This window comes from Micromonospora sp. NPDC005806, from assembly GCF_042871425.1.
Taxonomy (GTDB): Bacteria; Actinomycetota; Actinomycetes; order Mycobacteriales; family Micromonosporaceae; genus Micromonospora.
In genome coordinates this window covers 30,203-51,206 of the sequence record NZ_JBIAIL010000033.1, presented here as the reverse complement: position 1 = coordinate 51,206, position 21,004 = coordinate 30,203, and the positions used below count along the sequence as shown (strand labels likewise).

At 72.9% G+C, this 21,004-nt stretch carries 19 protein-coding genes; 12 read left to right on the top strand and 7 right to left on the bottom strand.

Going from position 1 to position 21,004, the window contains the following annotated elements:
* Positions 1–26: 26 nt before the first annotated feature.
* Entirely contained in the window at positions 27–722 is a 696-nt protein-coding gene (gene ispD / locus ACFYOS_RS27435; protein ID WP_387147537.1) for a 2-C-methyl-D-erythritol 4-phosphate cytidylyltransferase, read from the top strand.
* Positions 723–738: 16 nt separating this feature from the next.
* Positions 739–1,221: a 2-C-methyl-D-erythritol 2,4-cyclodiphosphate synthase gene (ispF, locus tag ACFYOS_RS27430; protein WP_387147534.1), complete on the top strand. Its 483-nt coding sequence runs from the start codon at positions 739–741 to the stop codon at positions 1,219–1,221.
* 71 nt (positions 1,222–1,292) lie between these two features.
* On the opposite strand, the gene ACFYOS_RS27425 is transcribed toward ispF, so the two are convergent.
* On the bottom strand, positions 1,293–1,811 hold the full coding sequence (locus tag ACFYOS_RS27425) for a hypothetical protein (RefSeq protein ID WP_387147531.1): 519 nt from the start codon (positions 1,809–1,811) through the stop codon (positions 1,293–1,295).
* A gap of 199 nt (positions 1,812–2,010) precedes the next feature.
* Here ACFYOS_RS27425 and ACFYOS_RS27420 point away from each other — a divergent pair, with 199 nt between their 5' ends.
* From ACFYOS_RS27420 to ACFYOS_RS27410, 3 genes are all read left to right on the top strand, one after another.
* The gene (locus ACFYOS_RS27420; protein WP_387147529.1) at positions 2,011–3,366 is read left to right on the top strand and encodes a BTAD domain-containing putative transcriptional regulator; all 1,356 of its coding nucleotides are present in this window, start codon (positions 2,011–2,013) and stop codon (positions 3,364–3,366) included.
* A gap of 65 nt (positions 3,367–3,431) precedes the next feature.
* Complete coding sequence (locus ACFYOS_RS27415; RefSeq protein WP_387147526.1) at positions 3,432–4,451, top strand: tetratricopeptide repeat protein; 1,020 nt, start codon at positions 3,432–3,434, stop codon at positions 4,449–4,451.
* Positions 4,452–4,623: 172 nt separating this feature from the next.
* Positions 4,624–5,664 (top strand): NAD(P)-dependent alcohol dehydrogenase, encoded by a 1,041-nt coding sequence (locus ACFYOS_RS27410; protein ID WP_387147523.1) that lies wholly within the window; start codon positions 4,624–4,626, stop codon positions 5,662–5,664.
* A gap of 58 nt (positions 5,665–5,722) precedes the next feature.
* Here ACFYOS_RS27410 and ACFYOS_RS27405 read toward each other — a convergent pair whose 3' ends face one another.
* Entirely contained in the window at positions 5,723–6,889 is a 1,167-nt protein-coding gene (locus ACFYOS_RS27405; protein ID WP_387147520.1) for a homogentisate 1,2-dioxygenase, read from the bottom strand.
* A 94-nt stretch (positions 6,890–6,983) separates the two neighbouring features.
* Between ACFYOS_RS27405 and ACFYOS_RS27400 the strand changes: the two genes are divergently transcribed.
* The 4 genes from ACFYOS_RS27400 (at position 6,984) to ACFYOS_RS27385 (ending at position 11,144) form a co-directional block, all read left to right on the top strand.
* Positions 6,984–7,850, top strand: a complete 867-nt coding sequence (locus ACFYOS_RS27400) for a hypothetical protein (RefSeq protein WP_387147517.1) — start codon at positions 6,984–6,986, stop codon at positions 7,848–7,850.
* 76 nt (positions 7,851–7,926) lie between these two features.
* Complete coding sequence (gene fahA / locus ACFYOS_RS27395; protein ID WP_387147514.1) at positions 7,927–9,126, top strand: fumarylacetoacetase; 1,200 nt, start codon at positions 7,927–7,929, stop codon at positions 9,124–9,126.
* A gap of 112 nt (positions 9,127–9,238) precedes the next feature.
* Positions 9,239–9,721, top strand: coding sequence for an SRPBCC domain-containing protein (locus ACFYOS_RS27390; protein ID WP_387147511.1), 483 nt, complete (start codon positions 9,239–9,241; stop codon positions 9,719–9,721).
* A 175-nt stretch (positions 9,722–9,896) separates the two neighbouring features.
* On the top strand, positions 9,897–11,144 hold the full coding sequence (locus ACFYOS_RS27385) for a PQQ-binding-like beta-propeller repeat protein (RefSeq protein WP_387147508.1): 1,248 nt from the start codon (positions 9,897–9,899) through the stop codon (positions 11,142–11,144).
* Positions 11,145–11,168: 24 nt separating this feature from the next.
* Here the strand turns inward: ACFYOS_RS27385 and hisC are convergent, their stop codons facing one another.
* Genes hisC through hppD form a run of 4 tightly spaced genes read right to left on the bottom strand, consistent with a single transcriptional unit; the run spans position 11,169 to position 15,201 of the window.
* Positions 11,169–12,272 carry a histidinol-phosphate transaminase gene (gene hisC / locus ACFYOS_RS27380; protein ID WP_387147506.1) on the bottom strand — a complete coding sequence of 368 codons (1,104 nt, stop codon included), beginning with the start codon at positions 12,270–12,272 and terminating at the stop codon, positions 11,169–11,171.
* Positions 12,269–13,246, bottom strand: coding sequence for an RDD family protein (locus ACFYOS_RS27375; RefSeq protein WP_387147503.1), 978 nt, complete (start codon positions 13,244–13,246; stop codon positions 12,269–12,271). The genes hisC and ACFYOS_RS27375 overlap by 4 nt, the downstream gene beginning before the upstream one ends.
* Before the next feature lie 22 nt (positions 13,247–13,268).
* Positions 13,269–13,985 (bottom strand): RDD family protein, encoded by a 717-nt coding sequence (locus ACFYOS_RS27370; RefSeq protein ID WP_387147501.1) that lies wholly within the window; start codon positions 13,983–13,985, stop codon positions 13,269–13,271.
* Positions 13,986–13,995: 10 nt separating this feature from the next.
* Positions 13,996–15,201: a 4-hydroxyphenylpyruvate dioxygenase gene (gene hppD / locus ACFYOS_RS27365; RefSeq protein ID WP_387147498.1), complete on the bottom strand. Its 1,206-nt coding sequence runs from the start codon at positions 15,199–15,201 to the stop codon at positions 13,996–13,998.
* 140 nt (positions 15,202–15,341) lie between these two features.
* Between hppD and ACFYOS_RS27360 the strand changes: the two genes are divergently transcribed.
* From ACFYOS_RS27360 to ACFYOS_RS27350, 3 genes are all read left to right on the top strand, one after another.
* A complete protein-coding gene (locus tag ACFYOS_RS27360; protein WP_387147495.1) occupies positions 15,342–15,827 on the top strand; it encodes an Lrp/AsnC family transcriptional regulator in 486 nt (161 codons plus the stop codon).
* A gap of 172 nt (positions 15,828–15,999) precedes the next feature.
* The gene (locus ACFYOS_RS27355; RefSeq protein WP_387147617.1) at positions 16,000–17,388 is read left to right on the top strand and encodes a PQQ-binding-like beta-propeller repeat protein; all 1,389 of its coding nucleotides are present in this window, start codon (positions 16,000–16,002) and stop codon (positions 17,386–17,388) included.
* Positions 17,389–17,455: 67 nt separating this feature from the next.
* Positions 17,456–19,123: a fumarate hydratase gene (locus tag ACFYOS_RS27350; protein ID WP_387147492.1), complete on the top strand. Its 1,668-nt coding sequence runs from the start codon at positions 17,456–17,458 to the stop codon at positions 19,121–19,123.
* A 51-nt stretch (positions 19,124–19,174) separates the two neighbouring features.
* Here ACFYOS_RS27350 and ACFYOS_RS27345 read toward each other — a convergent pair whose 3' ends face one another.
* Positions 19,175–20,713 carry a hypothetical protein gene (locus ACFYOS_RS27345; protein ID WP_387147489.1) on the bottom strand — a complete coding sequence of 513 codons (1,539 nt, stop codon included), beginning with the start codon at positions 20,711–20,713 and terminating at the stop codon, positions 19,175–19,177.
* Between the last annotated feature and the right edge of the window lie 291 nt (positions 20,714–21,004).

Sequence of the window (21,004 nt, the reverse complement as noted above, 5' to 3'; positions counted from 1 at the left end):
TAGCAAAGAAATCCGAGGACCGCGACGTGACCGCGCAGCTCAATCCGCGCGGTGACGTCGCGGTCCTTGTTCCTGCGGCCGGTGCCGGCGTACGCCTCGGCCCCGGCGCGCCCAAGGCGCTCCGGCCGCTCGCCGGCGAGCCGTTGCTGGTGCACGCCGTACGCCGGATCGCGGCGGCGCCGTCGGTGCACACCGTCGTGGTGGCCGCCCCGGCGGCCGACGTCGAGGCGGTCCGGGTGATGCTCGCACCGGTCGCCCCGGTGACCGTGGTGGTTGGCGGGGCGGAGCGCCAGGCATCGGTGGCCGCCGCACTGGCCGCCGTCCCGGCCGGGCCGGAGATCGTCCTGGTGCACGATGCAGCCCGCGCGCTCACCCCGCCCGAGCTGGTCGAATCCGTCGCCGAGGCGGTTCGCTCCGGGCACGACGCGGTGATCCCGGTCCTTCCGGTGGTCGACACGATCAAGGAGGTCGACGCCGGCGAGCGGGTCCTCGGCACGGTCGACCGCTCCGCCCTCCGGGCGGTCCAGACCCCGCAGGGCTTTCGTCGGTCGGTGCTGACCGTCGCGCACGCGGCGGCGGGGGATCCGCTGACCGACGACGCCGGCCTGGTCGAGAAGCAGGGCGTGCCGGTGTTCTGCGTACCCGGCTCGGAGTTCGCCCTGAAGATCACCCGGCCGTTCGACCTGGCCCTCGCCGAGCACCTGCTGGCGGCCGGGGCCTGACGCGTACCCTCGGTTCATGATCGTTCCTCGGGTGGCCATCGGCACTGACGTGCACGCCTTCGAGGCCGGCCGGCCCTGCTGGGTCGCCGGTCTGCACTGGCCGGACCAGGACGGCCTCGCCGGCCACTCGGACGCCGACGTGGCGGCGCACGCCGCCTGCAACGCCCTGCTCTCCGCCGCCGGCCTGGGCGACCTGGGTGCCAACTTCGGCGTCGACCAGCCGGAGTGGGCGGGTGCCTCCGGGGTGGCGCTGCTCACCGAGAGCGCCCGGCGGGTCCGGGCGGCCGGCTTCCGGATCGGCAACGTGTCGGTCCAGGTGATCGGCAACCGGCCCAAGATCGGTCCGCGCCGGGAGGAGGCGCAGCAGGTGCTCTCCGCGGCGGTGGGTGCCCCGGTCACGGTCTCCGCCGCCACCACCGACGGGCTCGGCTTCACCGGGCGCGGTGAGGGACTGACCGGCATCGCGGTGGCCCTGGTGTACGAGGCGCCGACCGACTGACGCGGCTTGCGCCTCCCGGCCTCCGGGGGCGCCGTGGACGGCCGCTCCCGGAGCCCGGAAAGCCCTCGTGGTCAGTCCACGTCGGTGCAGACGTTGTGCGTGGTGCCGTGCAGCATGGTCAGGGTCTTCTGGCCGGTCGCGCTGAACTGGATGACGAACTGGCCGTCGATGATCCACAGCCCCTTGGGCAGGGAACCGCCGTTTTCTTTGAACCCGATCAGCACCGGACCGGTCACGTACCAGGTCATCGAACCGTCGGTGCCGTAGTCGATCATGGCGGTGCCGCTCGCGTCGGCCGTCGAGGTCGCGCCGGTCTCCAGGTTCGTCACCCGGTCGATCAGGTCACCCTCGTACAGCTCCCGCTTCGGGGACCCGTCCGGGTATGTCGACAGCGTCAGCTTCCGCACCTCGTCCACGATCGGCTCCACCTTCACGGCGAAGTCGCAGCGGGCCCCGGCGGGCAGCTCGAAGGGCGACTGCGGGGCTGGCTCCCACACTCCCGGGGCGATGTCGCCGCTCGCCGCGGACGCCGGGGCCGGAACAGTAGCGACGAGGGCCGCCGCGGCCAGCGCCACTCCGAGGTTCCTCATGAAACGCATGTTCACTCCATCTGTGCTTCCGTGATCGGACCGGACCAGCGTCACCGGGCCCGCTCACCATCCGCTCACCGCGCGACCCGGCGCGACTGGCTCGCGCGGGCGTCGCCCGGGACCCTCGCCCGGAGCCGGCCACACCACCGGATCACCGGAACCTGACAACCTGAGACGTGGGGCAGATGGTCCAGTTGGTATGGACTTCCACCTGCTCGGACCGTTCGAGGCCCGCGACGACGGCCAGGCCGTCGAGGTCGGCAGCCGGCGTCAGGAGCGCTCCCTGCTCGGCGTGCTGCTGCTCGAGCCGGGTCGACTGGTCAGCACCGACCGCCTGATCGACCTGCTGTGGCACGGCTCGCCGCCCGCCTCGGCCCGGGGCGCGGTGCACACGTACGTCGGTCGGCTCCGGGCGTCGCTGACGCCCTACGGGGTGCGGATCAGCACCCGGGGCGACGGTTACCTCGTTGAGGCGGACGGGCACCAGGTCGACGTGGTGGAGTTCGCGGGGCTTGTCCGGCAGGCGGGCGACGCCGTCGATCCGGCCGACCGGGTGCGGTTGCTCGACCGCGCGCTGACCCTGTGGCGGGGTCCGCTGCTCGCCGACAGCGCCGACGACGAGCTGCGGGAACGGTTGCAAGGCCCGATCGAGGAGCTGTGGCTGGTCGGCGTCGAGCTGCGGGCGGAGGCCCGGCTCGCCCTGAGCCAGCACCACCGGGCAATCACCGAACTGGCGCCGCTGGTGGCCCGGCACCCGACCCGGGAACAGCTCGTCGCCATCCTGATGACTGCCCTCTACCTGGGTTCCCGGCGGGCCGACGCTCTGCGGCTCTATCGCACCACCCGGGAGCTGCTGATGACGGACCTCGGCATCGAGCCGGGACCGCGACTGCGCGAGGTGCACCGCCGGATCCTCGACGGCGACGACCGGCTCGACCGGACCGGCCGGCCGATGTACGAGGTGCGGGTCCGCGACGAGAGTCTGCCGTGGAGCGTGGGCGGCCACGCCGCGCTCGACTTCTGCAACACCTTCGCCGGTTGGGGCCTGGAGGCCCGGCTCCCGGGCGCGGAATGGCTGCGTGGTTACCGCACCCTGGCCGTGTGGAGCGGTCACGTCGGGCTGGCCGACGAGGTCTCGGTGAGCCGACTGCTGCACCTGGCCCGGCGCGACCCGGGCGAGGCCGACGCCGTGCTCACCGAGGCCCGTACCCTCCGCGCCGACCTCTACGCCTGCCTGGTCGACCCGGCGAACCGGCGGGCGTTCGACGCGGTCGCCCGCGCTGCGGAGGCCGCCGCGCCGACCCTGATGTTCCGGCCGGAGGTCGACGGCCGGGGACGCTGGTCGCCGGACCTGACCGCCGGGCTCCGGTTGCCCCTGCACGCCGCCGCGTGGAGCGCCGCCCAACTGCTCGCCGATCCGCGCCGGCTCACCGTCCGGGCCTGCCCCGACGAGCACTGCGGCTGGCTCTTCCTCGACGAGAGCGGCCTGCGCCGGTGGTGCAGCCTCGGCACCTGCGGCAGCCGGGCCACCGGGACGACCTGCCGGAGCGCCTGACCGCGTTGTCGGTCCCGGTCGCCGCTGGTCGGCAGGCTGGGGCGGGGGCGGCTACGCTCGCCGGGATGTCGAGTGACGCCGCCTCCGACCAGTCCGCCGCCGACGGTTACCTCCAGCGCGCCCAGCTCCTCGCCGAGCTGGGCCGGTACGACGAGGCCGTCGGCGAGCTCAGCTCGCTGATCGCGACCGATCCGGGCCACGCCGAGGCGTTGACCATGCTGGCCCGGATGCACATCGCCACCGACCGGTCGGCTGCGGCGCTCAGCGCCGCCGAGGCGGCCGTGGCCGCCGCCCCGACCGCCGTACCGCCGCTGGTGGCGCGCGGGTTCGCACTGGTCGACCTGGGCCGGTGGAAGGCCGCCGCGAGCACCGCGGACGGGATTCTGGCGCTCGGGCCCACCGACCCGTACGCCCAGCGCAGCGCCGCCGCGATCCTGTCCGGCTCGCGGAACGGGCAGCAGGCGCTCGACGCCGCCTGGCGGGGCGTCGAGCTGGCGCCGGAGGAGCCGCAGGCGCACCTGGTGCTCGGTCTCGTCTCCGCCCGGCTGGAGCTGTTCGACCTGGCCGAGCGGGCCTACCGGGAGGCGCTGCGGCTGGACCCGCAGTTGGCCGGGGCGCGGCACGACATGGGCGTGCTCCGGCTGGAGCAGCGGCGCTACGCCGAGGCCCTGGAGCATCTGACCGAGGCGGCCGCGATGGACCCGGCGCGCAGCGACGCCGGCCGGACCATCTCCGACGGCCTGCGGCGGCTGGTCCTGTACGGCGCCGGCTGGTGCCTGGTCGCCGCGGTGCTGGTCGCGTTCCTGGGCCCGTCCGCGCCGGGCCTGTCCCGGGTCGTCGCCTTCCTGGCGGCCGTCGGTGGGGCGCTGGTGGTCTGGCGCTACGCGGCCCGGGTGCCGGGCCTGTTCGGGACGATCCTCCCCGGGCTGCTCCGGGCCGACCACAGCCTGGCGCTGGCGATGTACGCGGTGGCCGTGGCCCCGATGCTGCTGGTGCTCTACGCGCTGGTCGGCGGGCCGTGGCCGGTGGTCTTTTCGGTGGCGGTGGCGATGGTCGCCGAGTTCGCGGTGCTCGCCCGGCGCTGACCCTGCCCGACGGGGTTGTTGATCTTCTCTTGAGTGATCCAGGCTACGTGTGGGTGGGGGTGGCTTGGGGGTAGCAGTAGTTGCGGCGGAAGGTTGCCCCTGCCGGTGCGGTTGCCTGTCGGCGGCTGCCGCTGGCACCGGCATCCCCAATGTCTGCAGGAAGCGGAGAACCGTGCTCACCGTCAACGCCTACGCGGCGACGTCCGCGACCGAACCGCTCGCTCCGACGACCATCGAGCGACGCGACCTCGGGCCGCACGACGTCCTCATCGACATCAGCTACTCCGGCATCTGCCACTCCGACATCCACACCGCACGCAGCGAATGGGGTCCGACCACGTACCCGATCGTGGTCGGCCACGAGATCGCCGGCGTGGTGCGGGAGGTCGGCGCCGAGGTCACGAAGTTCGCCGTCGGCGACCGGGTGGGCGTCGGCTGCATGGTCGACTCCTGCCGGGAGTGCGACAACTGCCGCAAGGGCCTGGAGCAGTACTGCCTGAAGGGCAATATCGGGACGTACGGCGGGGTCGGCGCCGACGGGCAGCCGACCCAGGGCGGCTACTCGCAGGCCATCGTGGTGACCGAGGACTTCGTCCTGCGGATCCCGGACGGTCTCGGGCTGGACGTCGCCGCGCCGCTGCTCTGTGCGGGCATCACCACCTACTCCCCGCTGCGGCACTGGGGCGTGGGCCCGGGCAGCAGGGTGGCGGTCGTCGGTCTCGGCGGGCTCGGCCACATGGCCGTCAAGCTCGCCCACGCCATGGGCGCCGAGGTCACCGTCCTGTCGCAGTCGCTGAAGAAGCAGGAGGACGGGCTGCGGCTGGGCGCCGACCACTACCACGCCACCGCCGACCAGGAGACCTTCACCAAGCTGGCCGGGTCGTTCGACCTCATCGTCAACACGGTGAGCGCGAAGATCGACCTGGACGCGTACCTGCGGCTGCTGGCGGTGGACGGGACGCTGGTCAACGTCGGTGCGCCGGAGGACCCGCTGTCGGTGCACGCGTTCTCGCTGATCCCGGCCCGCCGGTCCTTCGCCGGCTCGATGATCGGCGGCATCGCCGAGACCCAGGAGATGCTCGACTTCTGCGCCGAGCACGGCCTCGGCGCCGAGATCGAGGTCATCCCCGCCGAGAAGATCAATGAGGCGTACGAGCGGGTGCTCGCGTCGGACGTGCGCTACCGCTTCGTCATCGACGCCGCGACGCTCTGACCCGCCATCCGCGAAGGGGCCGCGTCCGACGGACGCGGCCCCTTCGACGTACGGTCGGTCAGCCCCGGCGCGCCCAGGTCCAGGCGTACGCGTCGTCCTCGCAGGCCGACGCGGCGTCGCAGAGGTCGAGCGGGCGGAAGGTGTCCACCATGACCGCGAGCTCGTCGAAGAAGTCCACCCCGATCGAACGCTCGGCCGCGCCCGGCTGCGGGCCGTGGGTGAAGCCGGACGGGTGCAGCGAGATCGAGCCCTGCTCGATGCCGGAACCGCGCCGGGCCTCGTAGTTGCCGCCGGTGTAGAAGAGCATCTCGTCGGAGTCGACGTTGTGGTGGTTGTACGGCACCGGGATGGCGTCCGGGTGGTAGTCGACCTTGCGCGGCACGAACGAGCAGACCACGAAGTTCGGGCCCTGGAAGGTCTGGTGCACGGGCGGCGGCTGGTGCACCCGGCCGGTGATCGGCTCGAAGTCGTGGATGGAGAACGCCCACGGGTACATGTGCCCGTCCCAGCCGACCACGTCGAAGGGGTGGTGGGCGTACGTGTAGCGGGTCCAGCCCCGGCGGTGCCGGACCAGCACCTCGACGTCCTCGCCGTCGACCAGCAGCGGCGTGTCCGGTCCCCGGACGTCCCGCTCGCAGTACGGCGAGTGCTCCAGGAACTGCCCGCGCACCGAGAGGTAGCGCTTGGGCGGGCCGACGTGCCCGGCCGCCTCGATGGCGAGCAGCCGGGTCGGCTGGTGGCCGGTCGGCACGAGGCGGTGGATGGTCGAGGTGGGGATGATGACGTAGTCGCCGGCCACCGCCTCCAGCACGCCGAAGGGCGATTCGACGTGCAGCGATCCGGACTCCAGGTAGAGGCAGTGGTCGCCGGTGGCGTCCCGGAACAGTGGGGACGGCCGGTCGGCCAGCACGTACGCGATCCGGACGTCGTCGTTGGCGAGCAGGTACTGCCGGCCGAGCACCGGGTCGGCGCCGGTCCCATCGAGCTTGTGGGTCCGCAGGTGCCGCGGCTTCAGCGGCAGGTTCGGCACCCGGGTGACGGCGGGTGGGGTGAACTCCTCGGCGGCCACGATCGCGGTCGGCGGGTGGCGGTGGTAGAGCAGCGAGGAGTCGGAGGAGAAGCCCTCCTGGCCGACCAGCTCCTCGGCGTAGAGGGTGCCGTCGGGCTGACGGAACTGGGTGTGGCGCTTGCGGGGCACCTCGCCGACGCTGCGGTAGTACGGCATCTCGCCTCCCGATATGTCCCGTTCTCCGGCCGGTGACGTCCGATAATCGGACGCTGTTGTCCGTTCCTTGTAGCGTCCCGTAGATTCTTGTCTCGTGTCAACGCAGGTGCCCCGCCTCTTCGCCGGTCTGGTCGACGACGCCGCGGTCTTCCCGCCCGGCAGCGCGCCGCTGCCGGACGCGGTGACCGCCCACCGCCGACACCGCGCCGCCTGGTACGCCGACCTGGTCGGCCCGCTGCTGCTGCCCGCCTCGGTGATCACGGCCGGCGAGCTGAGCGGCCTGGTCGACCCCGCCGAGGGCTTCGTCATCGGGCTGATCGGCGACACCGGCCTCGACCGGCTGCCCGTCGCGCTGTCGTTCCTGTCCCCCGACGGGGTGACCGCCCGGCAGGTCGAGGCGCCGGTCGCCAAGCGCGGCGAGGACCCGCAGCCCGGCCTGGCCGAGCTGGTGAAGCTCACCGAGCGGCTGGGCGGCACCCCCGTCTACGCGGAGATCCCGCTGACCTTCGGGCTGATGGGCGCCCTGGACGTCGTCGCCGACGCGCGGGCCGGCGGGCTGCCGGTGGCCGCCAAGTTCCGCACCGGCGGGCTGGCCGCCGAGCTGTTCCCCACCCCGGTCGAGCTGGCCGCCGTGATCTGCGCCTGCCGGGACCGGGAGCTGCCGTTCAAGCTGACCGCCGGGCTGCACCACGCGATCCGCCACCGGGACCCGGAGACCGGCTTCACCCACCACGGCTTCGTCAACGTGCTCGCCGCGACCCTCGCCGCCACCGAGGGCGTCGAGGTGGACGCCGTGGCCGAGCTGCTCGCCGCCACCGACCCGATACGCGTGGTCGAGCGGGTCCGGGCGCGCCGCGACGACGAGCGCCCACTCTGGGTCGGGTACGGCTCGTGCAGCATCGAGGAACCACTGACCGATCTGATCCGGCTGGGGCTGGTGAACGGGGGCGTTGAGGAATGAGCGAGAGCAGCGAGCGAATCAGCAGGTTCAGTGCGGTGGTGCCTCATGGCGGCACGGAGCGAAGCGGAGTGGCGGCATGAGCTGGGTGACGGGTGCCGACGGTTCGCCGTACGGAGTGACCAACCTGCCGTACGGGGTGTTCCGGCACGGCGACCGCGAGCCGCGGATCGGCGTACGCATCGGCGAGTTCGTGCTGGACCTGGCCGGCGCGGAGCACGCCGACCTGGTGCTGGCCGGCGGGGCGCTGGGCCGGCCCACCCTCAACGACTTCATGGCACTCGGCCGCCCGCAGTGGACCGCCGTCCGGCAGCGGGTCACCGAGCTGCTCACCGACTCCGCGCACCGGCCGGCGGTGGAGCCGCTGCTGGTGCCGCTGCGCGAGGTGGAGCTGCTGCTCCCGTTCGAGGTGGCCGACTACGTCGACTTCTACTCGTCCGAGCACCACGCCGGCAACGTCGGGCAGATCTTCCGCCCCGGCCAGCCGCCGCTGCTGCCGAACTGGAAGCACGTGCCGATCGGCTACCACGGCCGGGCCGGCACGGTGGTGGTCTCCGGCACCCCGGTGGTCCGCCCCACCGGGCAGCGGGCCACCGCGCAGGGTCCGACCACCGGCGCCTCCGTACGGTTGGACATCGAGGCCGAGGTCGGCTTCGTGGTCGGCCTGCCGAGTCGGCTCGGCGACCGGGTCGCGGTCGAGGACTTCGCCGACCACGTCTTCGGCGTGGTGCTGGTCAACGACTGGTCCGCCCGGGACATCCAGGCCTGGGAGTACCAGCCGCTCGGCCCGTTCCTGGGCAAGTCCTTCGCCACCTCCGTCTCGGCCTGGGTCACTCCGCTGGACGCGCTGGCCGACGCCTTCGTGCCCGCTCCGGACCAGGACCCGCCGGTGCAGGACTACCTGCGGGACACCCCGCACCTGGGGCTGGATCTCGCCCTCTCGGTGGAGTGGAACGGCGAGCGGGTCGCCGAGCCGCCCTTCGCCACCATGTACTGGACGCCGGCCCAGCAGTTGGCCCACCTCACGGTCAACGGCGCGTCGCTGCGCACCGGCGACCTCTACGCCTCCGGCACGGTCTCCGGGCCCGAGCGCGGCCAGGTCGGCTCGTTCCTCGAACTGACCTGGGGCGGGGCCGAGCCGGTCAAGTTCGCCGACGGCGGCACCCGGACCTTCCTGGAGGACGGTGACACGGTCACCATCACCGCCACCGCCCCCGGTCCGGACGGCATCACGATCGCCCTCGGCGAGGTCACCGGGACGATCCTCCCGGCCCGCTGAGTCGCCTTTCTCACTCTCCGGTGCCCCGCTCTTGGCATCGGTGGCGGAATTGTCACCGGAGACTCCCCGTTTCCCGTTCACGCGCCGTACCGTGGACAACACGGGAGGTGCCATGTCGACGGTGACGGTCAGCGAGTTCATCGAAGCGCAGGACGTCGACGTCTGGCGGCTCCTCACCGATCTCCCCGCGCGGGCCGGCTGGCTCTCCGCCGTCGGCGCGGTCGACGTGCTCACCTCCGGCGAGTTCGGTCCCGGCACCGTCTGGTGCGAGACCCGGGTCCGGCCCGACGGCACCGCGGAGCCGGAAGAGTTCGTCGTGGTCGAGGCGGTCGCCCCGGCCCGGCTGGTGCTCAGCTCGCGGGGAGCCGGGGTGGACTACCGGATCACCTGGACGCTGCGGACGGTCGAGCGCCGACGGCGCGGCCGCACCGAGGTCACCGTCGAGCAGGAGGCGGTGCCGACCGCCGCGTACGGCCGGATGCTCGCCCTGATCTTCGGCGGCCTCGCCGCCCGGGCGGTCGAGGGCGCCCTCCGGCGCGACCTCGCCGACCTGGCCCTGGCCGCCGGGCCCCGCCGCTCCGCCGAGGCCGCCTGACCCGACCCGGCGCCACCTGACCGGTCCGGGAGCCGCCGCCGGCAACTCCCAGCTCGGCGCGTCTGGCGCCGCGCTGCGACCGAGGGCCCGCCTCCGGCAACTCCAGCTCGGCGCGTCTGGCGCCGCGCTGCGACCTGGAGTTGCCGGTGGGTAGGGTGCCGGGCGGAGGTGCGGCATGAGGTTGCCCGAAGGGCGGCGGATCGTGGTGGCGCTCGCGGCGGTGCTCGCCGTCGCGGCGGCGGCCGCCGTGGTCCACCGGGTGCTCGCGCCGGCAGAGGTCAGCACGACCGCCCGAAGCGCGTACCCACCGGTGGCCACCCCGCCGGTCGGCGTGATCGGTCGGCTGCCGGTGGCGCCGCTGGTCATCGACGGCCGGCTCCGCGTCTACGTCGGCAGCCGCCAGGTGTACGCCGACCAGCCGGTCGACGGGAAGCACCGGGTGACCCCGTTCTGGTCCTACCGGCGCTGGCCGGCGACGCTCGACGGGGTGCTCGCCGACGGCACCACCGTGGTCAGCAGTTGGTCCGACGGGGTGCTCGTGGCGCTGGACGCGCGTACCGGGCGGGTCGCCTGGCGGGCCGACCGGCCGGAGCCGGCGGAGGTGCCGAAGCCACGCCGGACCTACGCCTCGACGGTCTGGGACCCGGCCGGGCTGCACGTCGCCCGAGCCGACGGCCGGGCCGTGCTGGTCGCCGCTGGCGCCGGGCAGCTCGACGGGTACGACCTGGCCGACGGCCGCCGGCTCTGGCGGGTCGACCGGGAGCGGGGCTGCATCGGTGCCGCGGGCACCACCGCCACCGGTGAGGTGCTCGGGTTGGACGCCTGTGACGGCCCGGAGACGGTCGAGTTCCGGGACGCGGCGACCGGCGCGGTTCGCACCCGCTGGCGTCCCCCGGGCAGCCCGGACGAACTGGTGGTGACCCCGGTGGGCTGCCGGAGCGGGCATTCCGGCTGCCGGGGGCTGCGCATCTCCGGGCCGGGCGACGGCATGGGGCGGGGTTGGCTGGTCGGCCCCGGCGAGCCGGTGGCCGCGCCCGCGCTCGACGGGGCGGACGCCGAACTCGACGGCGAGCGGGTGGTCGGCACCTCGACGGGGGTGGTGACCGGCCGCTCCGCCCGCACCGGTGAGGAGCTGTGGCGGCGGGCCGACCTCGGGCCGGTACGCATCATCGCGGTCGAGCCCGGCCGCGTGCACCTGCTGACCGAGCAGCGGGACCTGGTGACCCTCGACCCGGCCACCGGCGCGGAGCGGTCCCGGTTCGCCATGAACATCGGCCACGACGGCGTCGGCTGGGTGCCGGGCCGGGCGTACGCGGCGGGCGGCTACCTGGCCGTGGAGCGGGTGCGGGAGCGGGCCACGGCGGACGATGACGACCAGGCGTACTTCCTGATGGCCGAGCCGGTGCTGCTCGCCGCGACCTGAGTCGCGGCGAGCAGCCGGCGCGGGTCAGGCGAGCGCGGCCTCGGCGGCGGCCAGGAAGGCGTCGTTCTCGGCCGGGGTGCCGATCGTGACCCGGACGCCGTCGCCGGGGAACGGCCGGACGATCACGCCGCGCGCCTCGCACGCCTTGCCGAAGTCGACGGCCCGGTCGCCGAGCGGCAGCCAGACGAAGTTGGCCTGGCTGGACGGCACGTCCGGGACGAACTTGCGCACCGCCTCGGTGACCCGGTCCCGCTCGGCGACGACCAGCGCGCAGCGGCGCTCGACCTCGTCGGCCTGGGCCAGCGCGGCGAGCGCACCGGCCTGGGCGGCCATGCTGGTGGAGAAGGGCGTGACGACCTTGCGCACCGCGGCGGCCACGCTCGGCTCGGCGACCAGCCAGCCGATCCGCAGGCCGGCCAGCCCCCACGCCTTGGACAGGGTGCGCAGCACCGCCACGTTCGGGCGGTCCAGGTAGCTGAGGCCGTCCGGCACCTCCGGGTCGGTGACGAACTCCCGGTACGCCTCGTCGATCACCACCAGCACGTCGTCCGGCACGGCGTCGAGGAACCGATCCAGCTCCGCCTTGCGGACCGCGGTGCCGGTGGGGTTGTTCGGGTTGCAGACCAGGATCATCCGGGTGCGATCGGTCACCGCCGCCGCCATCGAGGCCAGGTCGTGGCCGTGGCCGGCGTCGTTCGGCACCCGCACGCTGGTCGCGCCGCTGGTCGCCGCGATGATCGGGTACGCCTCGAACGAGCGCCACGAGTAGAGCAGCTCGTCGCCGGGCAGGCAGGTGGCCCGGACCAGGTGCTCGGCCAGCGCCACCGAGCCGCAGCCGGTGGCGATCCGGTCGGCGTCCACGTCGTAGCGCTCGGCGAGGGCCTGGCGCAGTGCCACCACGCCCATGTCCGGGTAGCGGTGCGAGCCCGCCGCCGCCTCGGCGACCGCCTCCACCACGCCCGGCAGCGGGCCGTAGGGGACCTCGTTGCTGGCCAGCTTGATCGCCTCGGGCAGGCCCAGCTCGCGAGCCAGGTCGGCGGGGCTGCGCCCGGGCACGTAGTTGGGCAACGCGTCCAGGTCGGCGCGGGTGAGCCGCAGCGGAGGCTGGTGACGTCCGGTGTCGGTCATGGGGTGTCTCCCGGGGGGTTGGCGCGGTCGCGCGGGGTGGTACGGGTGTCGGGCCTGGTACGGGGAAGCTGGACCACCACGGTCTGCGCCCGCTTGTCGTGCAGCGCCTGGCGCAGCGGCTGGTCGAAGAGCACGGAGACGGCGTCCATGAACTGGAGCAGCAGGCCGAAGCCGGCGCAGTACCAGAGCAGGGTGGGCAGGCCGAGGGTGCTCCACCGCCGGGTGGCCCGGCTGAAGCCGAGCGGCTGGTCGGCCTCGACCGGCACCGCCCGGATGCCGGCCAGCCGTTTGCCGAAGGTCTGCCCGCGGGCGGCCATCGAGGGCACCTCGTAGGCGAACCACAGCGCGGCGGCGATCAGCACGATGGCGAGCCACAGCGCGTCGGTCTGCTGACCGGCGGGCGGTAGCGGCGCCGTGGTGGTGTCAGCCGTCTCGGCCCGCCGCCAGGCCTCCCGAAGAGGGGGAGCGAGTTCACCGAGGAGGCGCCACACGAACCAGCCGTTCACCGCGACGTTGAGCAGGAACAGCACGAAGATGTCGATGAGGCGGGCGACCAGCCGGGCGCCGTACGAGGCGAGCGGCAGCCCGTGTGGGCGCGGCAGGGATGGCCGCGCCGGCCACGACGGGTACGGCCAGCCCGGCGGCTGGCCGGGCGCGGGCGGGTGGCCCGGCCACCGCCCCGGCCCGCCGACCGGCTGCCCCGGGTACGGCCCGGCACCCGGTTGCCCCCGATACGGCGCGCCGACCGGCTGTCCCGCGGCTGGCCCGGGACCGGACTGCCCCGGATAGCCACCCGGCGCGCCCGGGTGGGGGGTGGGCGCCGGCGCGGCGGCGGGGGCCGGTTCGGGCGGCGGCGGGCCCTCGGGTGGGGTGGTGTCGACCGGGATGGGCGCGCCGATCCACCCCTCGCCGTCCCAGTACCGGCGGGTCTCGGGGTCGGCGGGGTCGACGTACCAGCCGGGTTGCACGCTCACGGCCGTGCCTCGCTGCACTTGCTCACGGAGCAACCTTAACGACGACCGTGCCGGCGAACTTGTCGTGCAGGCACTGCTGCCAGGGCTTGTCCCAGAGCTGCCAGAACCCGTCGAGGTAGCTGAGGAAGGGCACCAGCGAGCCGCCGAGGAACTCCACCAGCCACCGCTTGCCGAGCATGCCCCGGGTCAGCGTGGCGTTCGGGTCGACCGGCACGATCCGCAGCTTCATCACCTTCTTGCCGAGCGTCTGCCCGGTCCGGCGGGCGTATTCGACGTGGTAGATCCAGTAGAGCCCGAACATCAGCAGCAGCAGCCCGAGCTCGGCGAGCAGCAGCGGCAGAAAGAGGTCGGTCCAGATCAGCGACGGGTCGGGCCCGGCCACGGTCCCGTCCGGACCGGGCTGCGGCAGGTCGCTGACCGCCTGGAAGAAGATCCAGAAGAAGACCGGCGTGAAGATCACCATCGACACCAGGGTGGCCACCCCGGTGTCGATCAGCCAGGCGAGCAGCCGGTCGCCGAAGCTGGCGAGGGGCTGCCCGTTCGGCGCCAGCGGCGTCGGCACGAAGCCCGGGTACGGGGCGTACCCCGGTGGGGGTGGCGGGTAGCCCGGCTGGCCGGCGTACGTGGGCGGGGTGTGCTGCGCGGGCGGCAGGTACGGCCCGGAGGGCGGCGCGAAGCCGCCGCCCGCGGGCGGGGGCCCGGCGGGCGGCGGCTGGATGTTCGGGGGAGGCTGGGTCACGCCGACAGTGTTACAGGTTGCCGCGCTTCTCCTGCTCCCGCTCGATCGCCTCGAACAGGGCCTTGAAGTTGCCCTTGCCGAAGCCGAGGGAGCCGTGCCGCTCGATCAGCTCGAAGAAGACGGTCGGGCGGTCCTGCACCGGCTTGGTGAAGATCTGCAGCAGGTAGCCGTCCTCGTCCCGGTCGACCAGGATCTTGCGGGCCTTGAGCTCCTCGATCGGCACTCGCACCTGGCCGATCCGGGCGCGCAGCTCCGGGTCGTCGTAGTACGAGTCGGGGGTGTCCAGGAACTCGACGCCGGCGGCCCGCATCGCGTCGACGCTGGCCAGGATGTCGTTGGTGGCGACGGCGATGTGCTGCGCCCCGGCACCCTGGTAGAACTCCAGGTACTCGTCGATCTGCGACTTCTTACGGGCGACGGCCGGTTCGTTGAGCGGGAACTTCACCTTGCGGGTGCCGCTCGCCACCACCTTGCTCATCAGGGCGGAGTAGTCGGTGGCGATGTCGTCGCCGATGAACTCGGCCATGTTGCTGAAGCCCATGACCCGCTTGTAGAACTCGACCCACTCGTCCATCTTGCCGAGCTCCACGTTGCCGACCACGTGGTCGACGGCCTGGAAGAAGCGCTTCGGCTGGATGCCCGCGTCGATCATCGGCCGCCGGTCCACGATCGGCCCGCGGGCCACGAAGCCGGGCAGGAACGGGCCGGTGTAGCGGGACCGGTCGACCAGGGTGTGCCGGGTGTCGCCGTACGCGGCGATGGCCGCCAGCCGGACGCTGCCATGCTCGTCGGTGACGTCGTGCGGCTCGACCAGGCCGGTCGCGCCCTGCGCGGTGGCGTGCGCGTACGCGGCGTCGACGTCCGGCACCTCGAGCGCGATGTCGGAGACGCCGTCGCTGTGCTTCGCCACGTGCTCGGCGCCCTCGGCGTCCGGGCGGACCACACCAGTCAGCACGAACCGGGCCGAGCCGCTGGTCAGCACGTACTGGGCGTGGTCCCGGTAGCCCTGCTCCGGACCGCGGTACGCGACGCAGGTCATGCCGAACGCGGTGGAGTAGTAGTGCGCGGCCTGCTTGGCGTTGCCGACCAGGAAGTGCACGTGGTCGAGGCCCTTGACCGGGAACGGGTCCCGGGTGATGTCGTGGTCGACGGCGCCGACGAGGGCGTCGACGTCGACCTCCTCGGTCGACTCGGGTCGGTCGATCGCCTGGGTCATGGTGGCCTCCCTTGCGTACCGGCCGGCCTCGTGGGCCGCCGTTGGTGTGCTGATCTGGCGAGGATCGCTTCGCCCCACATGGTTGGGCAACAGTTGACTGAAATGCTGGTCAGGTTGTGCATTCGGTAACATGAAACCCCATGAACGCTGGACAGGATGTACAGCTCGACGAGTTGGATGCCAGACTGCTCACGTTGCTCGCCGAGGAGCCGCGGATCGGGGTGCTGGAGTTGTCCCGCCGGCTCGGGGTGGCCCGGGGCACCGTGCAGGCGCGGCTGGACAAGCTGGTCGACCGGGGGGTGATCGCCGGCTTCGGCCCGGACATCTCGCCGGCCGCGATCGGCTTCGGGGTCACCAGCTTCGTGACCCTGGAGATCAGCCAGCGGCACGGCCACGACCCGGTCACCGCGCACCTGGCCGCCATCCCCGAGGTGCTGGAGGCGCACACCATCACTGGCTCCAGCGACCTGCTCTGCCGCATCGTGGCCCGGTCGAACACCGACCTCCAGCGGGTGATCGACCAGATCGTCAGCTCCGAGGGGATCCGGCGCGCCTCCACGATCATCGCCCTGGCCGAGCAGATCCCCTACCGCACCCTTCCCCTGGTCCGCTCCGCAGCCCGGTGAAAGGAAGGGCCCCTTCCGACGCCTCCGCTAGAGGAGAGGGCCCCTCCTAACACCTCGGCCGGCAAGAAGCGGCGCGACACGCGCGCACGAGGGGCCCGACCCGGCGGTGATCGTCGCTACCGTGTGCGGTGTGAAGGGCGTTGGCGTACGCGGCTGGTTGCTGCTGGGGCTCATCACCGTGGTCATCCTCGCCGCGACCGGCGTGTGGAATCCCTTCCCGACCATGTGGGACTGGGTCGACCGGAGCGAGCCGATCTCCGAGCCGGACGTGGTCTGGCAGCAGCGGGTCGGCGGCACCCCGAAGAGCGCCACCATCGCCGGCGACACCGTGATCGTCGAGCAGCGTACCCGGGTCGAGGCGCGCAGCCTGGCCACCGGCACCCAGCTCTGGGAGCACAAGGCCGACTGGGCGGCGGTCGCGGGCGGCGACCGGGACCCGGTCGTCGCCGTGGGCAAGCTCCTGGTCAAGGGGTACGAGGTGCTCGACCCGACCACCGGCGCGGTACGCCGCAGCGACGACCGGGCGGTGGCGGTCTGGACCTACCGGGACCTGCTGCTCGACGTCCGCTGCGTGGCGGCCACCGACTGCACGCTGCGGGCCTTCGAGCCGCGCGGCACCCAGCCGCTGTGGACGGCGTTCCTGCCCGGGGTGCACAGCGGGATGCTCGCCGACAACCCGGAGCTGCTCGGCACCCGGCGGTTGGGCGCTCCGCGCATCGACGGCGGGGTGGCCGGGCCTGAGGAGGTCCCGCCGCTGCTCGGCTTCCCGGTGGACGGGCGGGTGCACGTGGTGGACACCGCGACCGGCCGGGTGCTGCAGAACGTCCAGCCGGGCCGGGACGAGCGGCTCGCGGTGATCGGTGGTCGGTTGCTCCGGATCGCCGCCACCTCACGCGACGGGACCTGCAACTTCGTCATTTCCGCCGTCGACCCGGCCACCGGTCGGGAGGTGTGGCGGCGGGCCGGGGTGAACCTGCGGACCGCCGACTACGCCGGCTGCGTGCAGCGCCAGGACCCGCAGGGCGCCCGGAACGTGCTCATCGGGGTCGCCCCGGACGGCCGCGAGGCGGTGATCGACGGGTACGACGGCCGGCTGCTCCACGTCGGCGCGGACGGGGAGAGGCTGCTCGCGGTCGACGACCGGTACGCGCTGGTGCGCAGCGCCGACAAGCGGACGATCCTCGGACGGGAGCTGTCCGTGGACCGGACCGGGTGGACCCGGCCGGCCGGCGGGAAGAGCGGCGCGGCGCTCACCCCGTACGCGGCGGTGATCGCCGAGGAGAAGCCGTCCCGGCTGATCGCGGTCGACCCGCGCACCGGGCGGGAACTGGTGGTGCTGCGAACCGCGGCGAACGCCCTGGCGGTCGGCCCGAATGGCATGATCATCGGCGAGGGCCGGGAGATCGGGTACGTCCGCTGGGGTGCCGGCGACTCCGTCCCGCCGCCGGCCGGCGGCGGCGCGCCCGGGCCGAACCCGGGCGGGACCTATCTGCCCCCGTCCGACCAGGGGAGCTGCGGACCGAAGAACGAACTTTGCCAGTCGGCGAAGGACGGCGGATGAGAGCGGCGTCCCAGGAGCCCCCCGGCGGGTGTCACCGATCGACGCCACTGGCCTAGGCTTTTCCGTCATGAGCAGTGCCGCCGCGTTCTCGTACGCCCCCTTGCTGCCGACCGGTCCCGACCAGACCGAGTACCGCCTGGTCACCGACGAGGGCGTCGATGTCGTCAACGGCCCGGGTGGCCGTCGCTTCCTGACCGTGGAGCCGTCCGCGCTGACCGCGCTGACCGCCGAGGCGATGCACGACATCGCGCACTTCCTGCGCCCGGCGCACCTGGCCCAGCTCCGGTCGATCATCGACGACCCGATGGCCTCGCCGAACGACCGGTTCGTCGCGCTGGACCTGCTGCGCAACGCCAACATCGCCGCCGGCGGCGTGCTGCCGATGTGCCAGGACACCGGCACCGCGATCGTGATGGGCAAGCGCGGCCGGCACGTGCTCACCGACGGCACCGACGCCGAGGCCGTCTCGCGCGGCGTCTACCAGGCGTACACCCGCCTCAACCTGCGCTACTCGCAGCTCGCCCCGCTGACCATGTGGGAGGAGCGGAACACCGGCAGCAACCTGCCCGCCCAGGTGGAGCTCTACGCCGAGGATCCGGACGGGCACCCGGACGCCTACAAGTTCCTGTTCATGGCCAAGGGCGGCGGCTCGGCCAACAAGTCGTACCTCTACCAGGAGACCAAGGCGCTGCTGAACCCGACGCGGATGATGCAGTTCCTGGAGGAGAAGCTGCGGCTGATCGGCACCTCGGCCTGCCCGCCGTACCACCTGGCCATCGTGATCGGCGGCACCTCCGCCGAGTACGCGCTGAAGACCGCCAAGTACGCCTCCGCGAAGTACCTGGACACCCTGCCCACCTCCGGCTCGATGAGCGCGCACGGCTTCCGGGACCTGGAGCTGGAGGCCGAGGTGCTGGAGCTGACCCGCAACTTCGGCATCGGCGCGCAGTTCGGCGGCCGATACTTCTGCCACGACGTACGGGTGGTCCGGCTGCCCCGGCACGGCGCCTCCTGCCCGGTCGCCATCGCCGTCTCCTGCTCGGCTGACCGGCAGGCAGTCGCCAAGATCACCCCGTCGGGCGTCTGGCTGGAGCGGCTCGAGACCGACCCGGCGCGCTACCTGCCGGACATCACCGACGCGCAGCTGGACACCTCCGAGGTCGTCCGCGTCGACCTCAACCGGCCGATGGACGAGATCCGCGCCGAGCTGTCGAAATATCCGGTGAAGACCCGGCTCTCGCTGACCGGCCCGCTCGTGGTGGCCCGGGACATCGCGCACGCCAAGATCGCCGAGCGGCTGGATGCGGGCGAGCCGATGCCGCAGTACCTGCGCGACCACGCCGTCTACTACGCCGGCCCGGCCAAGACCCCCGAGGGCTACGCCTCCGGCTCGTTCGGCCCGACCACCGCCGGCCGGATGGACGCCTACGTGGAGAAGTTCCAGGCGGCCGGCGGCTCGATGGTGATGCTGGCCAAGGGCAACCGCTCCGCCCAGGTCACCCGCTCCTGCCAGCAGCACGGTGGCTTCTACCTCGGCTCGATCGGCGGCCCCGCCGCCCGGCTCGCCCAGGACTGCATCAAGCACGTCGAGGTGCTCGAATACCCCGAGCTGGGCATGGAGGCGGTCTGGAAGATCGAGGTGGAGGACTTCCCGGCCTTCGTCGTCGTCGACGACAAGGGCAACGACTTCTTCGCCGAGGTCACCAAGCCGGTGCTCACCGTCGGCCGCCGCTGACCGGTGGATGCCGAAGGGGCGCCGGGCTGACCGCCCGGCGCCCCTTCGTCGTCACCCCGCTTCCGGCACCCAGAGGAAGGTCCAGGCCTCGCCCGAGGGCAGTCCGTCCGCGGTCCTGCTGCGGACGTACAGGAAGTACACGTCGGAGACCGCCGGCGTGATGGTCACCCGCGCGGTGCCGTCCGCGTCGGCGCGGACGGTGGTTTCCTCGCCGTCGTTGAGCCGGTAGGTGTACTCGACCACGTTCTCCATGTTCGGGGCGAAGGTGAACCTACGTGGCGTACCGGCCGGCGCCTCCGGGTCCTCGTCGGTGATCGTCGGCGCGGTGGAACGCACGATGAACCCGTAGAACGTGCCCTCGGAGGCGTTCCCGGCCCGGTCGACGCTCTGCACGTAGAGCCGCCTCGGTCCGTCCTGCTGGGGCGCGTAGCTCACGGTCGCCGACCGGCCCGATGCGTCCACCGGGACGAAGTGCGTGGCCGAACCGTATTCGCCGTAGCTGAAGCCCGCCAGGTCGTCGGCGTCCGCGGTGAAGGTGAAGCTGCCCGGGATGCCGGGCCCGCCGGTGCCCGGCCAGTCGCCCTGCTCCGGGTAGTCGGTGGAGGAGACGGTCGGGGCGGCCGGCGCGACCGTGTCGACGGTGAACCGACACTCCGGCGACCAGTCCGAGCGGTCGTACTGGTCGGACGCCCGCACCGAGAAGGCGTAGGTGTTCCCGTGGGTGAGCTTGTCCGCCGGAACTTGGTACCCGTACCGGGACGGGCTGGACTGGCCGTCGAGGGTCGCCTCCGTCCGCTCAGCGGGCCGGTCGACCGGCCACCAGGCGAAGGTCGCCGCCACCTGGTCGTGGCCCCCGGTCTCGTCGACGTCGGGGTCGGACACCGCGGCCCGGAGGATCGGCCTGGTGATGCGGATCGTCAGCGGGCTGTCGCACGCCATGCCTTCGACGGTGAGCTGGTCGGGAACGTTCGGCGGCGTGTTGTGGTCGAGGGAGATCCCGAGGCTCTTGATCCGGCGGCCGTAGTGCTTGCTCGCCTCGTGGTCGCCGGCGATCCGGGCCATCAGCGTGAGCTGGTCCTGCCCGTCCGCGACCGCCTGGCGCACCGCCTCGGTGATCATCACGCCGATGAAACTGCTCCCGCAGGGCAGGTTGGGGTAGGCGACATCCGCTACCTTCTCCCGTGCCTTCGGCGCGGTGTTCCAGGTCGGGGTGCCGGCGGGCGGATCGGTCCGCCACAGTTCGATCTCGCGCGGCTTGTCGCAGTCGTTGACCGTCGTCTCGCCGGTGATGCCGCGGGCCGAGACGACCCGCTGTCCCCGGTAGGGCGTCAGGTCGAAGGTGAAGTACGCCCGGGCGGTGTGCTTGTCCCCGTCGGAGTCCCACGTGCCCAATGGGACGGTGTCGTCGGAAGGGGAGAAGGAACTGGTCGGTTGCCGCGCGTCGGTCCACGTGACGCTGGTCGGGGTGACGTAGTGGATCATCGCCGCTGCCGGTTGCCCGGTCACGGCCACCAGGCCGCCCGTGGCCAGGAGAAGAGCGCCGGCCGTCGTGGCCGCCCGGCGCGCCGAGCCCCCGTGTCGAATCGACATGACACCTCCGAGTGACGTGCGGAAAGGTGTCATGATCTTAAGTTCATCGAGCAACGGAGGCGTCGGCTATTCGGGTCGCGCGCGGGGGACGGGAGACAGGTGAGCCCGTGATCGACATCGGTGCGCCCGCCCGGAGAGTTCCCCGGGGCGGGCGCACCGCCCCCGTCGGATGTCGTCACCGACAACCCGGAACGAGTGTCGGGGTCGGCGCTGTCGATCCGCTATCAGATCGCTATCGCCTCCCGGCGTCGACGAGTTACCCGCGGGTTACTCTGCTGGAAGTGGTGGCGG

Coding starts and splice junctions, on each gene's coding strand:
- ACFYOS_RS27420 (WP_387147529.1), top strand. CDS start 2,011: ATGGACTTCCACCTGCTCGGACCGTTCGAGGCCCGCGACGACGGCCAG.
- ACFYOS_RS27390 (WP_387147511.1), top strand. CDS start 9,239: ATGTCGACGGTGACGGTCAGCGAGTTCATCGAAGCGCAGGACGTCGAC.
- ispF (WP_387147534.1), top strand. CDS start 739: ATGATCGTTCCTCGGGTGGCCATCGGCACTGACGTGCACGCCTTCGAG.
- fahA (WP_387147514.1), top strand. CDS start 7,927: ATGAGCTGGGTGACGGGTGCCGACGGTTCGCCGTACGGAGTGACCAAC.
- ACFYOS_RS27345 (WP_387147489.1), bottom strand. CDS start 20,713: ATGTCGATTCGACACGGGGGCTCGGCGCGCCGGGCGGCCACGACGGCC.
- hppD (WP_387147498.1), bottom strand. CDS start 15,201: ATGACCCAGGCGATCGACCGACCCGAGTCGACCGAGGAGGTCGACGTC.
- ACFYOS_RS27405 (WP_387147520.1), bottom strand. CDS start 6,889: ATGCCGTACTACCGCAGCGTCGGCGAGGTGCCCCGCAAGCGCCACACC.
- ACFYOS_RS27385 (WP_387147508.1), top strand. CDS start 9,897: ATGAGGTTGCCCGAAGGGCGGCGGATCGTGGTGGCGCTCGCGGCGGTG.
- ACFYOS_RS27350 (WP_387147492.1), top strand. CDS start 17,456: ATGAGCAGTGCCGCCGCGTTCTCGTACGCCCCCTTGCTGCCGACCGGT.
- ACFYOS_RS27415 (WP_387147526.1), top strand. CDS start 3,432: ATGTCGAGTGACGCCGCCTCCGACCAGTCCGCCGCCGACGGTTACCTC.
- hisC (WP_387147506.1), bottom strand. CDS start 12,272: ATGACCGACACCGGACGTCACCAGCCTCCGCTGCGGCTCACCCGCGCC.
- ACFYOS_RS27425 (WP_387147531.1), bottom strand. CDS start 1,811: ATGAGGAACCTCGGAGTGGCGCTGGCCGCGGCGGCCCTCGTCGCTACT.
- ACFYOS_RS27360 (WP_387147495.1), top strand. CDS start 15,342: ATGAACGCTGGACAGGATGTACAGCTCGACGAGTTGGATGCCAGACTG.